Below are 19,431 nucleotides of genomic sequence, written 5' to 3'. Positions count from 1 at the left end.
CGCTCAAAAACACCTCACCTCGGCTTCCGCCTGCGCACGCCGCAAATCGTTCACCGCCGAGTTCGCCTGCTCCGAGGTGCGGAACTGGACGCCGAGATTGCCGCGAACCTGGGCCATGCTGAGCGCGGTTTCGGCGGTGACATATCGTTCATAAGAAACGATCGAAGCCACCACGTCGATCGAGCAGGAGCATTGCTCGATCGACTGCCGCGACTCGCCGTTGGCCTTCATGCAGCCATAGACATATTCCGCGCGCGCCGACGTCGGATAGTCATTGGCCTCCTCGGCCCGCGCCGCGCCGGCGGTCGCAGCCCACACGGCCAATGCGGCGACAATCGGTCGTAGCTGTCCCGCTAAATTCATCCGCGTCCTCCCACAGGTTGCGACGAAAGCTATGCTATGCGTATTGTCCTGAAAAGCACTCCTTCGAGGAAACGGCTCACAAGGTGATGAGAGTTCTCAGTTTGAGAGCGCCTGGACGAATTTTGGCGCTCGCGATGACGCTGACGCTGTCGTTGGCCGCACCCGGCCACGCCGCGGATACGATCCGCCTTGCAGTGCAGAAAACCGGAACATTCTCCTGGGAGCTGGCCGCGATCCGTGCAGGCGGCCTCGACAGGGAGGCTGATCTTTCGCTGGACGTCACCGAACTCGCCAGCCCCGAAGCCGGCAAGATCGCGCTGCGCGCCGGCAGTGCCGACATCATCCTGTCCGACTGGCTGTGGGTGTCGCGCGAGCGCGCGCTCGGCGCCAGGCTGACCTTCTATCCCCATTCCAGCGCGCTCGGCGCGGTGATGGTGCCGGCGACTTCTCCGATCAAGACGCTGGCCGATCTGAAGGGCCGCAAGCTCGGCGTCGGCGGCGGCCCCATCGACAAGAGCTGGCTGCTGCTGCAGGCCCGGATGAAGCAGGACGGCATCGACATGAAGTCCGATGCGAGCATTGTCTATGGCGCGCCGCCTTTGATCGCCGCCAAGGCGCTCGACGGCGAGATGGATGCGAGCCTGAACTTCTGGAATTTCTGCGCGCAGCTGGAGGCCAAGGGTTTTCGCCGCCTCGCCGGCATCGAGGATATCCTGCCGAAGCTGGGCGCCAAGGGCGCGGTCTCCGCGGTCGGCTATGTCTTCGACGAGAATTGGGCGGCGAGCCATCGCGATGCCGTCGCACGCTTCATCGCGATGACCCGCAAGGCCAAGCAGCTGCTGATCAGCTCTGATGCCGCGTGGGACAGAATCGCGCCGCTGACCGGCAGCAGCGATGCCACCCTGCTCAGGACCTACCGCCAGCGCTATCGCGACGGCATTCCGCGCCGGAGCATCAACGACGAGGAGGCCGACGCGCGCGTGCTCTATCGCGTGCTGGCCGAGGTCGGCGGCCGTGACCTCGTCGGCCCCGCGGCCGAACTCGATCCCGGCACCTTCTATCACGCAGCCCCCGGAGATTGAGGTGCTGCGTCTTCTCTCGTTTGCCCTGTTGCTCGCGATCTGGTGGACCGCCGCCCTGTTCGTCGGCGGCGCGAAACTGCCCTCCCCGCCGGCCGTGCTGGAGGTGATGATCGCGGAGGCATCGAGCGGCGCGCTGTTCCTGCATCTCGGCGCGACGCTGGCGCGCGTCATTCTCGCCTTCGTGCTGGCGATGTCGCTCGGCAGCGCGATCGGCTATCTCATGGGGCGAGTGAAGCTCGCCGACCGGCTCGGCGATCCCTGGCTGATCCTGCTCTTGAACCTGCCGGCACTGGTCGTGATCGTGCTCGCCTATATCTGGGCCGGTCTGACCGAAGCGGCCGCGATCGCGGCGATTGCCATCAACAAGCTGCCAACCGCCATCGTCACCCTGCGCGAAGGCACGCGCACGCTCGACCGTTCGCTGGACGAGATGGCGACCGTGTTCGCAATGCCGCGCTGGCGCGCGTTCCGCCATGTCGTGCTGCCGCAACTGGCCCCCTATATCGCGGCCTCCGCCCGCTCCGGGCTGTCGCTGGTGTGGAAGATCGTGCTGGTCGCCGAACTGCTGGGACGGCCGAACGGGGTCGGCTTCGAGATCGGCGTCGCCTTCCAGCTGTTCGACACGCCGCGGCTGCTGGCCTATTCGCTGACCTTCGCCGCCGTCGTGCTCGTGATCGAAACCTTGCTGGTTCAGCCGTTCGAAGCCCGCGCAACCCGGTGGCGGCCCCGTGCGGCTTGAGGTCGAGATCACCGGCAAGACGTTCAACAATGCCGCGGGCGAAACCCACGAGGTGCTGGCGCCGGTCAAGTTCGCGCTCCAATCCGGCGAGGTCGGCGTGCTGATCGGCCCCTCGGGTTGCGGCAAGAGTACGATGCTGCGCATCATCCTCGGGCTCGACCGCGATTTCGCCGGGCATATCGCGCGGCCGCCGGAGGCGCGGATCGGCATGGTGTTCCAGGAGCCGCGGCTGCTGCCCTGGCGCTCGGTCGAGCAGAATGTGCGGCTGGCTGCGCCCGACGTCACCGACGCCAAGCTGTCGGAGCTGTTCAGGATTCTCGAGCTGGAGGCGCATCGCAGCCACTTTCCCGGCGAATTGTCGCTGGGCCTGGCCCGCCGCGTCGCACTTGCCCGCGCTTTTGCGGTCGAGCCCGATCTGCTCGTGCTCGACGAGCCCCTCGCCTCGCTCGACGACGCGCTCGCCGGCCGGCTGCGTGACGAGATCGCGACGCTGGTCGCAAGCCGCCCGGTGATGACGCTGCTCGTCACCCACAGCCTCGATGATGCGATCCGGCTCGGCGACCGGCTGTTTGTCCTGTCGCCGCGGCCGGCGCGTATCGTGCAGGAGGTGCCGATCGGCATTCCGCGCGCCAAGCGTACCGAGGCGGAGCTCGCAAGGATCAGGTCAGAGCTTGCGGCGGTGCAGCTTGAATCGAAATGAAAACTCGTGATCAACTGGATCAAAGGGATTGTCGAGGGAGGTTCACCATGCGGCGTACGCTGATTGCGGTCGGCATCCTGTTGGTTGCGATGCCGGGCGCGGCGCTCGCGCAGGCCAAGGGCAAGGGCATCCGGCTCTGGAACCTGACGACGGAGACGATCTCCGGCTTCCAGCTCTCTCCCGCCGGCAAGACCGACTGGGGTCCGAACCAGTGCCTGAACGACAAGGACAAGGAGGTCGACCACGACGAGCGGCTGCGCATCACCGGCGTCGAGCCCGGCCGCTACGACGCCAGGGTCAGCTATCCCAATTCACGGCAGTGCGTCGTTCGCGACATCGAGATCAGGGCGGACGCGGTGTTCTCGATCTCCGACAAGGATCTGAAGGACTGCACGAAGTAGCGAAGTCGCCTCACGCCTTGTCGTTCGGGTGCGGATATTCGCAGCGCCAGCGCACCGCCTGCCACTTCGGATGGTCGCCGACCCATTGCGCGATATAGGGCGGCGCTGCCATGGCGCATTGCGTCGGCGACCCCGCAAAGTTGAACACCAGGTGCTGCTCCTCGCAGGTCGCAGGCGAGAGCACCGCACACACGGTCACCACCAGGTCAATCGGGTTCATGCCGGGATCCTCTCGCGGGACGGGACGGAGTTTAGCACAAAGGGATACGTCCGGAGGAGCGGGAAGTTTCAAAAACGCCGCAGCCTGTCATGGCCGGGCTTGTCCCGGCCATCCACGCCTTTGCTCACGGAACGAAGAACGTGGATGCCCGGGACAAGCCCGGGCATGACGATCTTCTGCGCTAGAAATTCACCCCAAATATCAACCGCGCCTGGTGCCGCTCGAAATTGACGAGGTCGAGATTGCCGGCCGATCCGGCCGGGCGGCCCCAGGCCTGCATGCTCCAGCTCATGGTGAGCCGTGATCGGTCGGAGAGCTGGACGTAAGCGGTCGGCCCCACGAACAGCGCCTGCCCTGCGAACTCGCCGAGACCGATGCCCTCGTATTGCCGGAAATAGCGCATCTCGCCGCCGAGCAGCACATTGGGGCGGACGCGCACCAGACCGGCGAAGGCGGCGCCGATGGTCGAGCTCTTCTCGGAGACTCCCGCGACCTCGAAGCGCGCCCATTCCGGCTGATAGATCAGGTTGAGCGCGCCGATGGCGAAATTCGGGATCAGTTCGCGGTCGAAGGCGAGAGTGAAATCGGTGCCGTACATCCGCCCTTTTCCGCCAGATGTTTCGTCGATGCGATCGCCATGGAGGTCGGCGGCGACGGTCAAACCGAACGGCGCACGCTCGCGGTCGAGCAGGCGATAGCGCAAATCGAGCGAGGCGCCCTGGAAATTGAACTGGCGGCGATCGCCGATATCAGGGACGCCGGTGATGTCGTGCAGCGTGGCCGTGCCGCCAAGCTCGATGCGGAAGTTCGGCAGCGGGACGACCTCGATTTCGACCTCCTGCGCGAGGGCGCGATAGGTGCCGCTCCCCTTGCCGAATCGCCCTGTCGTCTCAGTCTGGAATTCGCGCTCGCCGGGATTTCCGACATCGGTGCCGATCATGAAGCCGAAGATGTGCTCGGTATCGAAGCCCTCTTCGGCGCGGACACATGCCGGTGCAAGCGCGAGCGTGCATGCTACCGCCGTCCAGATTGTGTGGGCTCCAACGCGCATCATGAACACTACCACGGCTTCAATGGCGTTCGCCACCGAAGCCGCGGCAGGTTCGTCAGTCTTACTTGCGCGCAGCGCAGGCGTACATGTTGATTTCCATGCCGACCGGCACTTCCACGATCTTCGGAGCTTTCCAGGCCATTCGGGTCTCCCAAGGATATTGGGCGCGACAATCGCGCCGGGCGAAACCTAGGGCTGCCTCACGTGCAGCGCAAGTTGGAATCGAACCGCTGATACAGCGAACTGTCGCAATGCGCTTGCGAATTTCCCTCTCGGGCAAACCGCCTTCGCTCCCAGTCAAGCGCGGTTGCTCTCAGCGCAACAATCGCAGAAGCGCGCGGCCGGCGCGCGAGTTCAGCTCCTTCGCATCCAGCGTTCCGTCCTTGTCGGGATTCGCCGCGTTGAAGCGCTGCTCCACAACGGACAGGTATTCGTCGAGCGTGAGTGTGCCGTCGCGATCGGGATCCGCGGCGGCGAGTTCTTTCGCCGTTAACCGTCCGCGCAACTCGCGTGCGTCCAGCGTTCCGTCGTGATCGGGATCGAGCCTGGCGAACAACGCGGCCGCTGCCTTCTTGACCTCGGCAAGATCGAGCGTGCCGTCATTGTCGGTATCGAACATCTTCACCGCACCGCCGGAGGCCGACCAGGCCGGACCGGACAGCACCGCGATCGTGAGCGCAAGCGCAATTGAGCGACGCGATATCATTTTGATCTCCCTGACCATGAGCCCCGAACATGACCCGCTCAACATAAGTCCGCAAGCAGGTGCATCGCATCAATCTTCGCACGATGGAAATTGATGCAGCGCATTCGCGCAAGACGAGCAAATTCACGCGAAGATTGCCGCGTGCGCCCTGGCATCTGGCGTCCAACAAATCGGCAGCGCGCGTTCGACTTTCGTATTGACGGGTTTTGCATTCGGGCGGAGTGTTGCACCCGCAGCGTCAAAAGGCGCGCATATTGGGAGGAACGGATGAAACGCTTTGCGATGGCCGCGAGCCTCGTCATGCTTGCATCGACGTGTGCCAACGCCCAGACCACCGAGCAGTTGGTCAAGGGTGCGACCGATACATCGAATGTTCTCAACTACGGGATGGGCTACAATCTCCAGCGCTTCTCGACCCTGAACCAGATCAACAAGGACACCGTCAAGAACCTCGTCCCGGTCTGGAACTACAGCTTCAATGACGATCGCAGCGAGGAATCACAACCGCTGGTGTACCAGGGCGTGATCTATGTGACGTCGCACAACGCCACGATGGCGGTGGACGCCAAGACCGGCAAGCAGATCTGGAAATCCAAGGTCGAGTATCCCGCCGAGACGCCGCGCATCGTCTGCTGCGGCATCATCAATCGCGGCGCCGCCCTCTACGACGGCAAGGTGTTCCGCACGACGCTGGATGCCAACGTGATCGCGCTCGATGCCAAGAACGGCAAGGAGCTGTGGCGGCAGAAGGCCGCCGACATCAAGGAAGGTTATTCGATGACGGTGGCCCCGCTGGTCGCCGACGGTGTCGTCATCACCGGCATCTCCGGCGCCGAGTTCGGCACCCGCGGCTTCATCGACGGCTGGGATCCGGCAACGGGCAAGCATCTGTGGCGTACCCATTCGATCCCCTCCCCCGACGAGCCCGGCGGCGACACCTGGAAAGGCGACACCTGGAAGCTCGGCGGCGGCTCGACCTGGATCACGGGTTCCTATGACCCCGAGCTCAACACGGTCTATTGGGGCATCGGCAATCCCGGCCCGTTCAACTCGGCGGTGCGTCCCGGCGACAACCTCTACACCTGCTCCGTGCTGGCGATGGATCCCAAGACCGGCAAGATCAAGTGGCACTACCAGTTCTCGCCGAACAATCCGTTCGACTATGACAGCGTGGCCGAGATGGTTCTCGCCGACATGAATGTCGAGGGCAAGCCGACCAAGGTGCTGATGGACGCCAACCGCAACGGCTTCTTCTACGTGCTCGACCGCACCAACGGAAAGCTGCTCGCAGCCAATCCCTACGTGAAGGTGAACTGGGCGACCGGCATCGACATGAAGACGGGCCGCCCGATCGAGACCGACGTGAGCAAGGACGCGCGCGAGGGCAAGAAGGTCACGGTCTATCCGTCGATCCTCGGCGGCAAGAACTGGGAGCCGATGTCGTTCAATCCGCAGACGGGTCTCGCCTACGCCAACACGCTCGCCTTCGGCGGCCGGTACAAGACCGAGCCTGTCACCTTCAAGCAGGGCGAATGGTATCTCGGCATGGACCTCACCGATCTCTGGGAGTGGGGTGACGGCCCGCGCGGTCATCTCAAGGCGATTGATCCCATGACGGGCAAGTCGAAGTGGGAAGCGCCGAGCGACATCCCGCGCTTCTCGGGCGTGCTGTCGACCGCGGGCGGCGTCGTGTTCTCGGGCGCTCTGACCGGCGAGTTCGAGGCCTTCGACGCCGACACCGGCAAGAAGCTCTGGCAGTTCCAGACCGGCTCCGGCATCGAGGGACAGCCGGTGACGTGGCAGCAGGACGGCGTGCAGTATGTCGCGGTCACCTCTGGCTATGGCGGCGTCTACTCGCTGTTCTCCGGCGACGAGCGGCTTGCCAACGTGCCGCCCGGCGGCTCGCTGTGGGTCTTCGCGGTGAAGCAATAGCCACGGCACGATGCAGAAAGAGGCCTCTCTCAAGACGGTGACGATCATCGCCACCGTCGCGGTGCTGACGGTCGCGCTTGCGGCGACCGTTAGTGCCGCGGACGATTCAACCGGCAATCCCGTGCAGGCGCAGATCGACCACGGCAAGTCGACCTATGCCGAGAAATGCTCGCACTGCCACGGCCCCAACATGATGAACCCCGGCACCATCACGCCGGACCTGCGCGCCTTCCCCGACGACAAGACCCGCTTCGTCACCACGGTGAAGAACGGCAAGAACAACAAGATGCCGCCCTGGGGCGACATTCTCAGCGATGACGAGATCGGGAATCTCTGGGCGTTCATCTCGAGCCGGAGGAAGCCATGAAGCACTGGCTCGCCGCATGGGGCATGGCCGCGATCCTCGCAGCGGCGGCGACGGCCGTCCGTGCTGCCGACGATCCGCTCAAGATCTGCCTCGACGAGGATCGGCCACCGCTCTCGGTGCATCAAAAAGGCCGGCCGGACTCCGGCTTCGACGTCTTGCTGGCGCAGGCGATCGCGGAGCGGATGGGGCGGCCGCTGAAAATCCAGTGGTTCGAAAGCAGACTGGACGAGGATTCGAGCCCGCAGCTCGAAGCCAATGCGCTGTTGTCCGACGGGCGCTGTTCTCTGGTCGGCGGCTACGCGTTGACGACGGATTCCCTGGTCAAGCCCGGCATGAAGACGGCGCGCCTGCCGGACTTCGCCGGCGCGACGCGCGACGACCGGCGGCGCCGCATCGCGCTCGGCTTGCTCGCGCCGAGCCAACCTTACGTCTATTCGCCGATGACGGTGGTGCTCGGGCCGAAGGCGCAGGGGCGCAAGATCGGCGGCATCGGCGATCTCGCCGGCCTTCGCCTCGTGATCGAGAGCGGATCGCTGGGCGACGCCATCCTGATGACGTTCGACAAGGGACGACTGATCGACAGCATCACCCATCTCGTACCCGGCCGCGACGACCTGCTCGGCGCGCTGGCCCGCGGTGATCATGACGCGACGCTGATCGATCTCGGCCGCTTCGACGCCCATCGTGCCGCGCATCCCGACACCGCGATCACACCTTCCGGCTACTACTACCCGATCGGCGCCAATCGCGGCTATGTGGGGCTCGCCAGCGATACCGCCCTGATGGAGGCCACCAACAAGGCGCTGACAGCGCTCGCTGCCGAGGGCAAGATCGCCGAATTCGGCAAGCAGGCCGGCCTGACCTACCTGCCGCCGCGCGAGCCCGTGATCCTCGGCGATGTCTGGATGAAGATCATTCAGCAGTGATGCTCCGCAGAGCCGGCAACGCAATTCGCTGGTGTGTGGGCCCCGGCTCCGCAGCGCACCGCTGAAGTAGCGCTGCGCGTATGACGCGAAAGGTGCAATCGTCCGGATGACGCACGATTGCGGACGGCGCCGCCATTCGAATGCGCCAATGTGTCTCGCCTCCCGCCCATGGCAGCGCCAGCCTGATGCAGTACCTTCCGCGGAAATCAGGAGGGAATCATGTCCGCAAACTTCAATCGCCGCCACTTCATCGCCGCCGGTACCAGTGCACTCGCGATGCCTTTCGTTGCGCGCGGCGCCTCGGCGCAAGCCGCATCCCAGGGGACTTGGCCCTCACGGCAGATTCGCATGATTTGCAGCTATCCCGCCGGGGGACAGACCGATCTGCTCGCACGCGCCTATGGTGAATTCATCTCCAAGCAGATCGGCAAGACGGTCGTCGTCGAGAACAAGCCCGGGGCCTCCGGTGCGATCGGCACGGCGGAGGTCGCCCGCGCCGAGCCCGACGGCCACACCATGCTGTGCTCGATCTCGACCACCTACATCATGAACCGCGTGGTCATGAAGAATCCCGGCTACGACATGGACAAGGATTTGACGCTCGTCAGCGTCATTCCGGGCGCAGGCCTCCTGCTGATCGCGAACCCCAAGACCGGCGTCAAGACCCTGGAGGATTTCGTCGCCTTCGCCCGCAAGAGCGGCAAGGTGAATTTCGGCACCTACAGCGCGGGCTCCGCTCCGCACATCACGATCAACGAGCTCAACAAGCAATACGGGCTCAATATCGAGCCGGTCCACTACCGCGGCGAAGCTCCGATGTGGACGGGCATGCTGGAAGGTACGCTCGACGCCGCGATGGGCAGCTACACGGCGGCACAATCCGTCCTGCAAAGCGACCGCGGCACCGTGTTCGCGGTGCATTCGAAGAAGGTCGATGCGATCCCCGCCATCAAGACCCTCCCCGAGCAGGGTGCGACGTCGAAATTCTTCACCGTGAGCGGCTTCTCCGGCTGGGCGGTCCCGAAGGCGACGCCGCAAACGGTCGTCGACCGCTTGGCCGAGCTCTGCGTCGCCGCCAACAGCGATCCGAAGGTGAAGGAGGTTCTGGCAACCTTCGTGCTCGAGCCGGCGGTCGGCTTCAAGGAGACCAACGCCCTGTATCAGCGCGAGCTGCCGATCTGGATCGAGAGCGCGAAGTCGCTCGGCCTCGAGCCGGCCTGAACTTTCGCGCACGGCGCGGCGGGTCATCTTCCGCTGCGCCGCACGGCATCCGACCAAAGCCTAGTGTCGGAAGCGCAATTGCAGGCTATGATTGCGCGATGCCGCCGGAACACTTCACCGGCGCGGAGAAAAGAGGCAGCTCGCATGACGCCGGATCCGCTGGCCGTTGCCGCCATGATCATCCTGCTCTTTCCGATGGGCTATTTCACGCTGGCCTCGCCAGCCTTCCTGCTGGTGAAGCTCGACATCAAGCCGGTCGCCCAGCTGCTGCGCGGAATGTTCAACGCCCATTTCCTGGTGATGGGCGTAGCCGGGATCATCGGGACGGCGGCTTTCCTCCTCGCCGGCCGGCTGCTCTTCGCTGCAATCGTCGGCCTTCTGGCGGCTCTGACCATCGTCGGACGCCCCCGATTCATGCAGCGGATGGACGATCAGCTCAGCGCCGGGGATGCCGGCGACGCCGATGCCGCGCGTCGGCTACGCCGACTGCATTGGACCGGCATGCTTGGAAATGCGTTCCTGCTTGCCGGTCTGCTGGCCAGCATTCCCTATATTTCCACGACCGCGTGAGCGGCATTCTCGCGCGGGTGGACCGAAAGCCCTGCCCGCCTAATGCTCGTTCGCGACGGCCGCGCCCTGCTGTGCCTTGTGGATCGAGGATGGCACCACGCCGAAATATTTCCGGAACACGCGGCTGAAATGCGATGAGCTGGAGAAACCCCAGGAGAACGCGACGTCGGTGATGGTCTTGCCGCCGTGAGCTTCGAGCTCCTGGCGGCAGTTCTGCAGGCGCGCCTGCCAGATGTAATCGCTCACCGTGGTGCCGCGCTCGGAAAACAGCATGTGCAGATAGCGCTTGGAGCAGCCGAGCTCGGCGGAGATCTGGTCGATGCACAGATCCGGATCGCGCAGATGCTCGCGGATGAAGAACTGCGCGCGCACATACATCGCCTCGGGCCCGACACGATCGAACCCCGTGTCCGCTTCGCGCAGCGGCAGCAGCAGCAGGTCGATCAGCGAATCGGCAACGCCGACCGCGCTGTTCGCCGAGAGCTTGGCCGCCTCGTCGAAGGTGGCGTGGACGAAATCATGGGCGATCCGCCCCGTACCCGTCTTCGCCGACAGCTTGCAGGCCGGCATTCGCTGCGACGGGAACCCGCGGTCGCGCAGCAGCGACTTCGGAACGATCACGACGTCGTGGCGGGTGAAGGCGGGGCTGATGATCGAATGCGGGCAGGAGACATCGTAAGCGATGATGTCGCCCGGGTTGATTTCGATGTGGCGCCCTTCCTGCTCGAAATAGGACACGCCGTAGGTCTGGAAGTGGATCTTGATGTACGGGTGTTCATTGGCCTTGGCGCGCGCAAGTGTGTGGGCGATGCGGTGCTGGCTGACCTCGATCTGGCAGAGCTTGAGACGCGAGACTGAAGTGTAGTCGATGCGGCCTTCGAGCGAGGACGCCTCCAGCGGATCGACGTCGAAATGCCCGCACAGACTGGTCAGCCCGTCGATCCAGCTCTGGATCTGCCGCTTCGGCGTCAGTCCTGTCGTCGAGAGCGTGTGAATTGTGTCGGACATTAATCCAGCCACTGGTGTTACCCGGGATTCGACGCGAATCGCGACCAGCGCTGCGGAGCCCTGACCCTTGATTGCGTGACGTTTACCTCAAATTTGGGCGATCTTTGGAACGAGCGCCATCGTTCCCTTGCCACCCTTGAAAGTTAATCCTCCGCCTTAGTTGCAGCGTCGTCAAGGGGAACCTGAGCGTTGAGTGCGGTCGCGCAGTCGCGCAGAAGCCGCTGAATTCGCTACTGCAAAATCAAAATGTTCGCCTCCGTGCGCTGTCAAGCAAACCCGCTTCTCTCTTGGGCAAGTTTCCCGATGGCGAAGTCGTTACGGATTGCAGCAGGAACAATAAGAACGGGCCGCTCCTGCACGCGGACCCGTAGCTCTCATCCCGAGGAGGAAACAGCACAGCATCGGTTCTGGTCCCCAATCTTGACCGCCCTGCACGAGCAGACGCCGGACAACAAGCCCGGTGATTAAGCAATGCTTCGGAAACAATAAACGAGATCAAACGGAGGAATGACTATGCGCAAGGTGCTACTGGCGACCTTTCTTGGCTCCGCGGCGGCTCTCGCCGTCGGCAGCGCGTCAGCCAATGACGAGCTGAACAAGATGTCGCAGAACCCGAAAGACTGGGTGATGCCGGCGGGCGACTATGCCAACACCCGCTATTCCAAGCTAAATCAGATCAACGCACAGAATGTCGGCAAGCTTCAGGTCGCCTGGACCTTCTCGACCGGCGTGCTGCGCGGCCATGAAGGCGGCCCGCTGATCGTCGGCAACATGATGTACGTCCACACGCCGTTCCCGAACAAGGTCTACGCTATTGACCTTTCGAACGAGAACAAGATCGTCTGGAGGTATGAGCCCAAGCAGGACCCGAACGTCATCCCCGTGATGTGCTGCGACACCGTGAATCGCGGCGTTGCCTATGGTGACGGCAAGATCTTCCTGCACCAGGCCGACACGACCCTGGTCGCACTCGATGCCAAGACCGGTCAGGTTGCATGGACCGCCAAGAATGGCGATCCCGGCAAGGGCGAGACCGGCACCTCGGCGCCGCTCGTCGTCAAGGACAAGGTGCTGATCGGCATCTCGGGCGGTGAGTTCGGCGTTCAGGCCCATATGTCCGCCTACGACATCAAGACCGGCAAGCTGGCCTGGCGCGGATACTCCGAAGGACCGGACAACCAGCTTCTGGTCGATGCCGAGAAGACCACCGCGCTCGGCAAGCCGATCGGGAAGGACTCCAGCCTCAAGACCTGGCAAGGCGACCAGTGGAAGATCGGCGGCGGCGCCACCTGGGGCTGGATCTCCTACGATCCCGAGCTGAACCTCGTCTATTACGGGTCGGGCAATCCCTCGACCTGGAATCCAAAGCAACGTCCGGGCGACAACAAGTGGTCGATGACGATCTGGGCACGTAATCCGGATACGGGCGTGGCCAAGTGGGTCTATCAGATGACGCCCCATGACGAGTGGGATTATGACGGCGTGAACGAGATGATCCTCTCGGACCAGTCGATCAACGGCCAGCCGCGCAAGCTGCTGACCCATTTCGACCGCAACGGCCTCGCCTACACGATGGACCGCGCGACCGGTGAACTGCTGGTCGCCGAGAAGTACGACCCGAAGGTGAACTGGACCTCTGGCGTCGACATGGACAAGAACTCGCCGACCTACGGCCGTCCGAAGGTGCTTGACACAGCTTCGACCGACAAGGCGGGTGAGGACGTCAACGTGAAGGGCATCTGCCCGGCCGCGCTCGGCACCAAGGACGAGCAGCCGGCAGCCTACTCGCCGGACACGCAGCTGTTCTATGTTCCGACCAACCACGTCTGCATGGACTACGAGCCGTTCAAGGTGAGCTACACCGCGGGCCAGCCCTATGTGGGTGCGACGCTCTCGATGTATCCGCCGGCGGGTGAGACCCATATGGGCAACTTCATCGCCTGGGACGGCAAGACCGGCAAGATCGTCTGGTCGAACAAGGAGCAGTTCTCGGTCTGGTCGGGTGCGCTCGCAACCGCCGGCGGCGTGGTGTTCTACGGCACGCTCGAAGGCTATCTGAAGGCGGTCGATGCCAAGTCCGGCAAGGAGCTCTACAAGTTCAAGACTCCCTCCGGCATCATCGGCAACGTCACGACCTATGAGAACGGCGGCAAGCAGTATGTCGCAGTGCTCTCGGGCGTCGGCGGCTGGGCCGGCATCGGCCTGGCGGCAGGCCTGACCGATCCGACCGCCGGTCTCGGCGCAGTCGGCGGCTACGCAGCCCTCAGCAACTACACGGCTCTCGGCGGTACGCTGACCGTGTTCTCGCTGCCGGCCAATTAGCCCCAGCCCGCATCGTCCCGGCGCGTGGATCAACTCCACGCGCCGGCTCGTCTCCACCGGATGCCGTCGAGGACAAACTCTTGCGTAAAATTTGCTCTGTCATTGCTGCGATGATCTTCGTTGCCTCGGGGGGAATTGCTGTTGCGGAAGGTCCGGGCGATCCGACCGCCGTGAAGAAGGAAGACGACGGAAAATGGCTCGATAAGGAAGGAAACCCGACCTACAAGATTTCGGCCGACGGCAGCGTGGACTGGTTCACCTATTCCGGATACCGCCGCTATCACTCCGACTGCCACGTCTGCCATGGCCCCGACGGCATGGGATCCACCTACGCGCCGGCGCTCAAGGACTCGGTGAAGACCATGAGCTATGGCGACTTTCTCGGCGTGGTTGCCTCCGGCCGCAAGAACATCTCGACCGCGCAGGAGAATGTCATGCCGGCGTTCGGCGACAACCCGAACGTCGCCTGCTACATGGACGATCTCTACGTCTATCTCCGCGCCCGCTCGACCGAAGCCTGGGGCCGGCAGCGTCCCGCCAAGAAGGACGAGAAGACTGCGAGCTACACCAAGGCGGAAGACGCCTGCATGGGCCATAAATGAACGTTGCAAGGGCTGCCAAGACTACTTCTTGGCGTCCCATGAGAATCTGAGGAGTTACCGATGAAGACACGTGCCGCCGTCGCTTTCGAAGCCAAGAAACCGCTCGAGATCGTCGAACTCGATCTGGAAGGGCCGAAGGCCGGCGAAGTGCTGGTCGAGATCAAGGCGACGGGCATCTGCCATACCGACGCCTACACGCTCGACGGCTTCGACAGCGAGGGAATTTTCCCGTCGATCCTGGGCCATGAGGGTGCAGGCATCATCCGCGAGATCGGACCGGGCGTCACCTCGGTCAAGCCGGGCGACCACGTCATCCCGCTCTACACCCCGGAATGCCGGCAGTGTAAAAGCTGCCTGAGCCAGAAGACCAATCTCTGCACCGCGATCCGCGCGACGCAAGGCAAGGGCGTGATGCCCGACGGCACCAGCCGCTTCTCTTACAAGGGCAAGCCGGTCTACCACTATATGGGCTGCTCGACCTTCTCGAACTTCACCGTGCTGCCGGAGATCGCGGTCGCCAAGATCCGTGAGGACGCGCCGTTCGACAAGAGCTGCTACATCGGCTGCGGCGTCACCACCGGCGTCGGCGCCGTGGTCAACACGGCCAAGGTCGAGCCGGGCTCCAACGTGGTCGTGTTCGGCCTCGGCGGCATCGGCCTCAACGTGATCCAGGGCGCCAAGATGGCCGGCGCCGACAAGATCATCGGCGTCGACATCAACGACTCCAAGGAGGATTGGGGCCGCCGGTTCGGCATGACCGAGTTCGTCAACCCCAAGAAGATCACCGGCGACATCGTCCAGCATCTCGTCGGCCTCACCGACGGCGGTGCCGACTACACCTTCGACTGCACCGGCAACACCACCGTGATGCGCCAGGCGCTGGAAGCCTGCCATCGCGGCTGGGGCACCTCGATCATCATCGGCGTCGCCGAATCCGGCAAGGAGATCGCCACCCGTCCGTTCCAGCTCGTCACCGGGCGTAACTGGCGCGGCACGGCCTTCGGCGGCGCACGTGGCCGCACCGACGTGCCGAAGATCGTCGACTGGTACATGAACGGAAAGATCCAGATCGATCCGATGATCACCCACGTGCTCAAGCTCGAAGAGATCAACAAGGGTTTTGACCTCATGCACGAGGGCAAATCCATTCGTTCCGTCGTCGTGTACTAGCTCGAAAGCGTCACCCCCAAGGAGGATCGACCCATGACTGTTGCACTCCACCCCTCGATCGACAACGGCCTCAAACAAGGCACCGGCCATTTTGCCGGCGGCACGCTCGCCTGCAAATGCAAGGACCACCAGGTCAAGGTCGCGGTGAAGGGCGACGTCGCCCACAACCACGCCTGCGGCTGCACCAAGTGCTGGAAGCCGCAGGGCGCGACGTTCTCCGTCGTCGCCGTCGTGCCGCGCCAGAACGTCAGCGTGCTCGAAAACGGCGACAAGCTTGAGATCGTCGACGCGTCCGCGGTGATCCAGCGCCACGCCTGCAAGGCCTGCGGCACGCATATGTTCGGCCGCATCGAGAACAAGAACCACCCGTTCTACGGCCTCGACTTCATCCACCCCGAACTGTTCCAGGAACAGGGATCGCAGGCGCCGCAATTTGCCGCCTTCGTCTCCTCCGTGATCGAATCGGGCGTGAAGCCGGAACAGATGGCCGGCATCCGCGCACGGCTGAAGGAGATCGGGCTCGAGCCCTATGACTGCCTGTCGCCGGCCCTGATGGACGCGATCGCAACCCACGTGGCGAAAGCCAAAGCCGCGTAACCAAGGCGGCCTGAACAAGGCCGCCGGACCACAGTCCTTGCCCCGTCCACTCGCTGGCCCCCCAGCGAGCCGGATGGGGCCAGTCTCGGGGCGACCGCGGCGATGCCGCCGCCTCTCTGCGTATGAGGGCCATGAGCTCCTCAGTCCTGGTCTCTGAATGACTGCGCAGTGCCGCCCGCTTCCTGCTTGAAGTCCGCGCCCCTGCGCTTCTCCCTCCCTCGACTGAGGCATCCTGCTTCGTCCGCGCGGTCATCCTGCCGGACGAAGCTTTTTTAAGTGCGCTCCTTTCGCAAACGCACAGCGCAACCCACCGGCGCGCGACGTGACGGCGCGCCCTGCTTTTGACAAACCTGCGTTGCAGTCTTTTCCCGTTAAGAACACTCGGCTGTGAATGCTAGGCCTGTGCGATCTCTGTTACGGTCGCGCCGTCACGATGCCGCGCGAAGTTCAATCAAACAAGAACAACACGGGAGAGGTATCGAGCACATCCGGACATCACGATTCGCATTCCTGCCTCCTGCCGGGATCTGCCCGCGCGGGACAACCGGCCCGAATGCGGCGACGACGCAACATTGCGCCGACGGACGTCGGCAATGTCAGAATCAACAAGCTTATGAAGAGCGAGGGACGATCATGATCAAGGTGAAGATCAACGGCCAGGAACAGAGCTGGGACGGCGACCCGGATCTCCCGCTACTCTGGTTCCTGCGTGACGAGGCCGGCCTGACCGGTACCAAATATGGCTGCGGCCAGGCCCTGTGCGGCGCCTGCACGGTCATCGTCGACAAGGAAGCCGTGCGCTCCTGCGTCACGTCGATCAACGACGTCGCCGGGCGCGAGGTAACCACGATCGAGGGCCTGCATCCGAACGGCGATCATCCCGTCCAGAAGGCCTGGCGGCAGGTCAACGTCCCCCAATGCGGCTTCTGCCAGGCCGGCCAGATCATGCAGGCTGCCTCGCTGCTGATGGAGAACCCCAAGCCGTCGCACGACCAGATCCGCGAGGCGATGGCCGGCAATATCTGCCGCTGCGGCTGCTATCAGCGCATCGAGAACGCGGTCCATCTCGCATCGACGGGAGTGTGACATGAATTTCATCGACAACCCCAGGAAGCTTCGTGGCTTCGAAAAGAACATCCGCGTCGAGAAGGTTTCGCGCCGCAACATCCTGAAGGGACTCGGCATCACCGGCGGCTTCGTGCTCGCCGCGCCCGTGATGTCCCGCCAGGCCTTTGCCTATGAGACCGGCGCCGGCAAGATGCCGCATGGCGTCGTGGTCGATCCGCGCGTGTTCGTCGCGGTTGCGCCCGACGGCACCGTCACCATCCTCGCGCACCGCGCGGAGATGGGCACCGGCGTGCGCACCAGCCTGCCGCTGATCGTGGCCGAGGAGATGGAAGCCGACTGGTCGAAGGTCAAGGTGCAGCAGGCCCATGGCGACGAGGTCAAGTTCGGCAATCAGGACACCGACGGCTCGCGCAGCACGCGGCATTATCTGATCCCGATGCGCCAGATCGGCGCCTCGGCCCGCACCATGCTGGAGCAGGCCGCGGCCAAGCGCTGGAACGTGCCGGCGACCGAGGTGAAGGCCGTCAATCACGAGGTCGTCCACAGCGCGAGCGGGCGCAAGCTCGGCTTCGGCGAGTTGGCTGCCGATGCCGCCAAGGAATCGGTGCCGGCTATCGAAGGCCTCAAGCTGAAGGACCCCAAGGATTTCCGCTATCTCGGCAAGGGCCAGGTCGGCATCGTCGATCTCCACGACATCACCACCGGCAAGGCGCGCTACGGCGCCGACGTGCGGCTGGCAGGCATGAAATACGCAGTGATCGCCCGCCCGCCGGTGACCGGCGGCAAGCTGGTCTCGTTCGATCCCGACGCGGCGCTGAAGGTGCCCGGCGTCGAGAAGGTGATGAAAGTTCAAGGCTGGCCGTGGCCGTCGAAATTCCAGCCGCTCGGCGGCGTCGCCGTGATCGCACGCAACACCGGCGCGGCGATCAAGGGCCGCGACGCACTGAAGCTGGTCTGGGACGACGGCGCCAACGGCAAATACGACTCGGTCGCCTATCGCAAGGAGCTCGAGGAGGCCTCGCGCAAGCCCGGCCTCGTCGTGCGTGCCGAGGGCGACGCGGACGCTGCGCTGAAGAGCGCCGACAAGGTCGTCGTCGGTGAATACTACCTGCCACACCTCGCCCATGTCAGCATGGAGCCGCCGGTGGCGGTCGCCGACGTCAAGGGCGACAAGGCGGAGATCTGGGCGCCGGTGCAGAGCCCCGGCGGCACGCGCGAAGACGTCGCCAAGACGCTCGGTATTCCCGAGGGCAATGTCACCGTCAACGTGACGCTGCTCGGCGGTGGCTTCGGCCGCAAGTCGAAATGCGACTTCGCGCTCGAAGCCGCACTGCTATCGAAGGAACTCGGAGCGCCCGTGAAGGTGCAGTGGACGCGTGAGGACGACCTCCACCACGACTTCCTGCACACCGTCTCGGTCGAACGGATCGAGGCGGGGCTCGACAAGAGCGGCAAGGTGATCGCCTGGCGTCACCGCAGCGTGGCGCCCACCATCGCGTCGACGTTCGCAGCGGGCGCCAAGCACGCGGCGCCGTTCGAGCTCGGCATGGGCCTCGTCGACATGCCGTTCGAGATCGCCAACATCTCCTGCGAGAACCCGGAAGCTGCGGCGTTCACCCGAATCGGCTGGTTCCGCTCCGTCTCGAACATCCCGCGCGCCTTCGCGGTGCAGTCGATGGTCGGCGAGATCGCGGCTGCGACCGGCCGCGACCAGAAGGAGACGCTGCTCGCGCTGATCGGCAGCCCGCGCATCGTCAAGCCCGCCGTCAAGGACATGTGGAACTACGGCGAGCCCACCGACAGCTACCCGATCGATACCGCGCGCCTGCGCAAGGTGGTCGAGCTGGTCGCCGAGAAGGGCGAATGGGGCCGTCAGGTGCCCAAGGGCCACGGCCTTGGCATTGCCGTGCACCGCAGCTTCGTCAGCTACATCGCGACCATTGTCGAGGTCTCCGTCGACGACAAGGGCAAGCTGAGTGTGCCGCGGGTCGACACCGCGATCGACTGCGGCACCTATGTCAACCCCGAGCGCATCGCTTCGCAAATCGAGGGCGCGGCGATCATGGGGTTGAGCCTGGCCAAATACGGAGCGGTCACCTTCAAGGACGGCAAGGTGGAACAGAAGAACTTTGACGACTTCCAGGTCGTCAGGATGGACGAATCTCCTGGGGTGACCAACGTCTACATCGTGCCACCCGGACCCGACACGCCGCCGAGCGGCGTCGGCGAGCCCGGCGTGCCGCCCTTCGCACCCGCACTGATGAATGCGATCTTCGCCGCGACGGGCAAACGTATCCGCAATCTTCCGCTCGGCAAGCAATTGGAGGCTTAGCGCGGGAACATAAGGCGGCTCCGCGCCGTTTCCATCGATCTGACAGGAGCAGAT

At 64.1% G+C, this 19,431-nt stretch carries 21 protein-coding genes; 15 read left to right on the top strand and 6 right to left on the bottom strand.

Going from position 1 to position 19,431, the window contains the following annotated elements:
* Positions 1 to 3 precede the first annotated feature (3 nt).
* On the bottom strand, positions 4 to 363 hold the full coding sequence (locus FNV92_RS10460; RefSeq protein WP_143841055.1) for a hypothetical protein: 360 nt from the start codon (positions 361 to 363) through the stop codon (positions 4 to 6).
* Positions 364 to 497: 134 nt separating this feature from the next.
* Between FNV92_RS10460 and FNV92_RS10455 the strand changes: the two genes are divergently transcribed.
* Genes FNV92_RS10455 through FNV92_RS10440 form a run of 4 tightly spaced genes read left to right on the top strand, consistent with a single transcriptional unit; the run spans position 498 to position 3,285 of the window.
* Positions 498 to 1,445, top strand: a complete 948-nt coding sequence (locus FNV92_RS10455) for an ABC transporter substrate-binding protein (protein WP_168213271.1) — start codon at positions 498 to 500, stop codon at positions 1,443 to 1,445.
* A gap of 1 nt (position 1,446) precedes the next feature.
* Positions 1,447 to 2,184, top strand: a complete 738-nt coding sequence (locus FNV92_RS10450) for an ABC transporter permease (RefSeq protein WP_143841057.1) — start codon at positions 1,447 to 1,449, stop codon at positions 2,182 to 2,184.
* Positions 2,174 to 2,884, top strand: a complete 711-nt coding sequence (locus FNV92_RS10445) for an ABC transporter ATP-binding protein (protein WP_143841058.1) — start codon at positions 2,174 to 2,176, stop codon at positions 2,882 to 2,884. Before FNV92_RS10450 ends, FNV92_RS10445 begins: the two co-directional genes overlap by 11 nt.
* A gap of 47 nt (positions 2,885 to 2,931) precedes the next feature.
* A complete protein-coding gene (locus tag FNV92_RS10440) occupies positions 2,932 to 3,285 on the top strand; it encodes a hypothetical protein (protein ID WP_143841059.1) in 354 nt (117 codons plus the stop codon).
* 10 nt (positions 3,286 to 3,295) lie between these two features.
* Here FNV92_RS10440 and FNV92_RS10435 read toward each other — a convergent pair whose 3' ends face one another.
* The 4 genes from FNV92_RS10435 to FNV92_RS10420 form a co-directional block, all read right to left on the bottom strand.
* The gene (locus FNV92_RS10435; RefSeq protein WP_015684634.1) at positions 3,296 to 3,505 is read right to left on the bottom strand and encodes a hypothetical protein; all 210 of its coding nucleotides are present in this window, start codon (positions 3,503 to 3,505) and stop codon (positions 3,296 to 3,298) included.
* A 181-nt stretch (positions 3,506 to 3,686) separates the two neighbouring features.
* Complete coding sequence (locus FNV92_RS10430) at positions 3,687 to 4,592, bottom strand: hypothetical protein (protein WP_143841060.1); 906 nt, start codon at positions 4,590 to 4,592, stop codon at positions 3,687 to 3,689.
* A gap of 25 nt (positions 4,593 to 4,617) precedes the next feature.
* Positions 4,618 to 4,698 carry a pyrroloquinoline quinone precursor peptide PqqA gene (gene pqqA, locus FNV92_RS10425; protein ID WP_012029362.1) on the bottom strand — a complete coding sequence of 27 codons (81 nt, stop codon included), beginning with the start codon at positions 4,696 to 4,698 and terminating at the stop codon, positions 4,618 to 4,620.
* A 171-nt stretch (positions 4,699 to 4,869) separates the two neighbouring features.
* Positions 4,870 to 5,262: an EF-hand domain-containing protein gene (locus FNV92_RS10420; RefSeq protein WP_143841061.1), complete on the bottom strand. Its 393-nt coding sequence runs from the start codon at positions 5,260 to 5,262 to the stop codon at positions 4,870 to 4,872.
* A gap of 267 nt (positions 5,263 to 5,529) precedes the next feature.
* Between FNV92_RS10420 and FNV92_RS10415 the strand changes: the two genes are divergently transcribed.
* The 5 genes from FNV92_RS10415 to FNV92_RS10395 all read left to right on the top strand — a co-directional run bounded on the left by FNV92_RS10415 (position 5,530) and on the right by FNV92_RS10395 (position 10,278).
* Complete coding sequence (locus FNV92_RS10415) at positions 5,530 to 7,194, top strand: methanol/ethanol family PQQ-dependent dehydrogenase (protein WP_143841062.1); 1,665 nt, start codon at positions 5,530 to 5,532, stop codon at positions 7,192 to 7,194.
* Between the two features lie 10 nt (positions 7,195 to 7,204).
* Positions 7,205 to 7,561, top strand: a complete 357-nt coding sequence (locus FNV92_RS10410) for a c-type cytochrome (protein WP_143841063.1) — start codon at positions 7,205 to 7,207, stop codon at positions 7,559 to 7,561.
* Positions 7,558 to 8,487 carry a type 2 periplasmic-binding domain-containing protein gene (locus FNV92_RS10405; RefSeq protein WP_143841064.1) on the top strand — a complete coding sequence of 310 codons (930 nt, stop codon included), beginning with the start codon at positions 7,558 to 7,560 and terminating at the stop codon, positions 8,485 to 8,487. The genes FNV92_RS10410 and FNV92_RS10405 overlap by 4 nt, the downstream gene beginning before the upstream one ends.
* A 219-nt stretch (positions 8,488 to 8,706) precedes the next feature.
* Positions 8,707 to 9,708, top strand: coding sequence for a Bug family tripartite tricarboxylate transporter substrate binding protein (locus FNV92_RS10400; protein ID WP_143841065.1), 1,002 nt, complete (start codon positions 8,707 to 8,709; stop codon positions 9,706 to 9,708).
* 144 nt (positions 9,709 to 9,852) lie between these two features.
* Complete coding sequence (locus FNV92_RS10395) at positions 9,853 to 10,278, top strand: hypothetical protein (RefSeq protein ID WP_143841066.1); 426 nt, start codon at positions 9,853 to 9,855, stop codon at positions 10,276 to 10,278.
* A 39-nt stretch (positions 10,279 to 10,317) separates the two neighbouring features.
* Here the strand turns inward: FNV92_RS10395 and FNV92_RS10390 are convergent, their stop codons facing one another.
* Positions 10,318 to 11,286 carry a helix-turn-helix domain-containing protein gene (locus FNV92_RS10390; RefSeq protein WP_015684626.1) on the bottom strand — a complete coding sequence of 323 codons (969 nt, stop codon included), beginning with the start codon at positions 11,284 to 11,286 and terminating at the stop codon, positions 10,318 to 10,320.
* Between the two features lie 513 nt (positions 11,287 to 11,799).
* Between FNV92_RS10390 and xoxF5 the strand changes: the two genes are divergently transcribed.
* The 6 genes from xoxF5 (at position 11,800) to FNV92_RS10360 (ending at position 19,377) form a co-directional block, all read left to right on the top strand.
* Entirely contained in the window at positions 11,800 to 13,608 is a 1,809-nt protein-coding gene (gene xoxF5 / locus FNV92_RS10385) for a lanthanide-dependent methanol dehydrogenase XoxF5 (RefSeq protein ID WP_015684625.1), read from the top strand.
* 110 nt (positions 13,609 to 13,718) lie between these two features.
* A complete protein-coding gene (locus tag FNV92_RS10380) occupies positions 13,719 to 14,210 on the top strand; it encodes a c-type cytochrome, methanol metabolism-related (RefSeq protein WP_041748155.1) in 492 nt (163 codons plus the stop codon).
* Between the two features lie 60 nt (positions 14,211 to 14,270).
* On the top strand, positions 14,271 to 15,380 hold the full coding sequence (locus tag FNV92_RS10375) for an S-(hydroxymethyl)glutathione dehydrogenase/class III alcohol dehydrogenase (RefSeq protein WP_015684623.1): 1,110 nt from the start codon (positions 14,271 to 14,273) through the stop codon (positions 15,378 to 15,380).
* Positions 15,381 to 15,413: 33 nt separating this feature from the next.
* Complete coding sequence (gfa, locus tag FNV92_RS10370; protein WP_015684622.1) at positions 15,414 to 15,977, top strand: S-(hydroxymethyl)glutathione synthase; 564 nt, start codon at positions 15,414 to 15,416, stop codon at positions 15,975 to 15,977.
* Positions 15,978 to 16,610: 633 nt separating this feature from the next.
* Complete coding sequence (locus tag FNV92_RS10365; RefSeq protein ID WP_015684621.1) at positions 16,611 to 17,063, top strand: (2Fe-2S)-binding protein; 453 nt, start codon at positions 16,611 to 16,613, stop codon at positions 17,061 to 17,063.
* A 1-nt stretch (position 17,064) separates the two neighbouring features.
* Positions 17,065 to 19,377, top strand: coding sequence for a xanthine dehydrogenase family protein molybdopterin-binding subunit (locus FNV92_RS10360; protein WP_143841067.1), 2,313 nt, complete (start codon positions 17,065 to 17,067; stop codon positions 19,375 to 19,377).
* Positions 19,378 to 19,431: the final 54 nt, after the last annotated feature.

Source organism: Bradyrhizobium cosmicum (genome assembly GCF_007290395.2).
GTDB classification, from domain to species: domain Bacteria; phylum Pseudomonadota; class Alphaproteobacteria; order Rhizobiales; family Xanthobacteraceae; genus Bradyrhizobium; species Bradyrhizobium cosmicum.
This window is presented reverse-complemented; position numbering and strand designations above follow the sequence as displayed.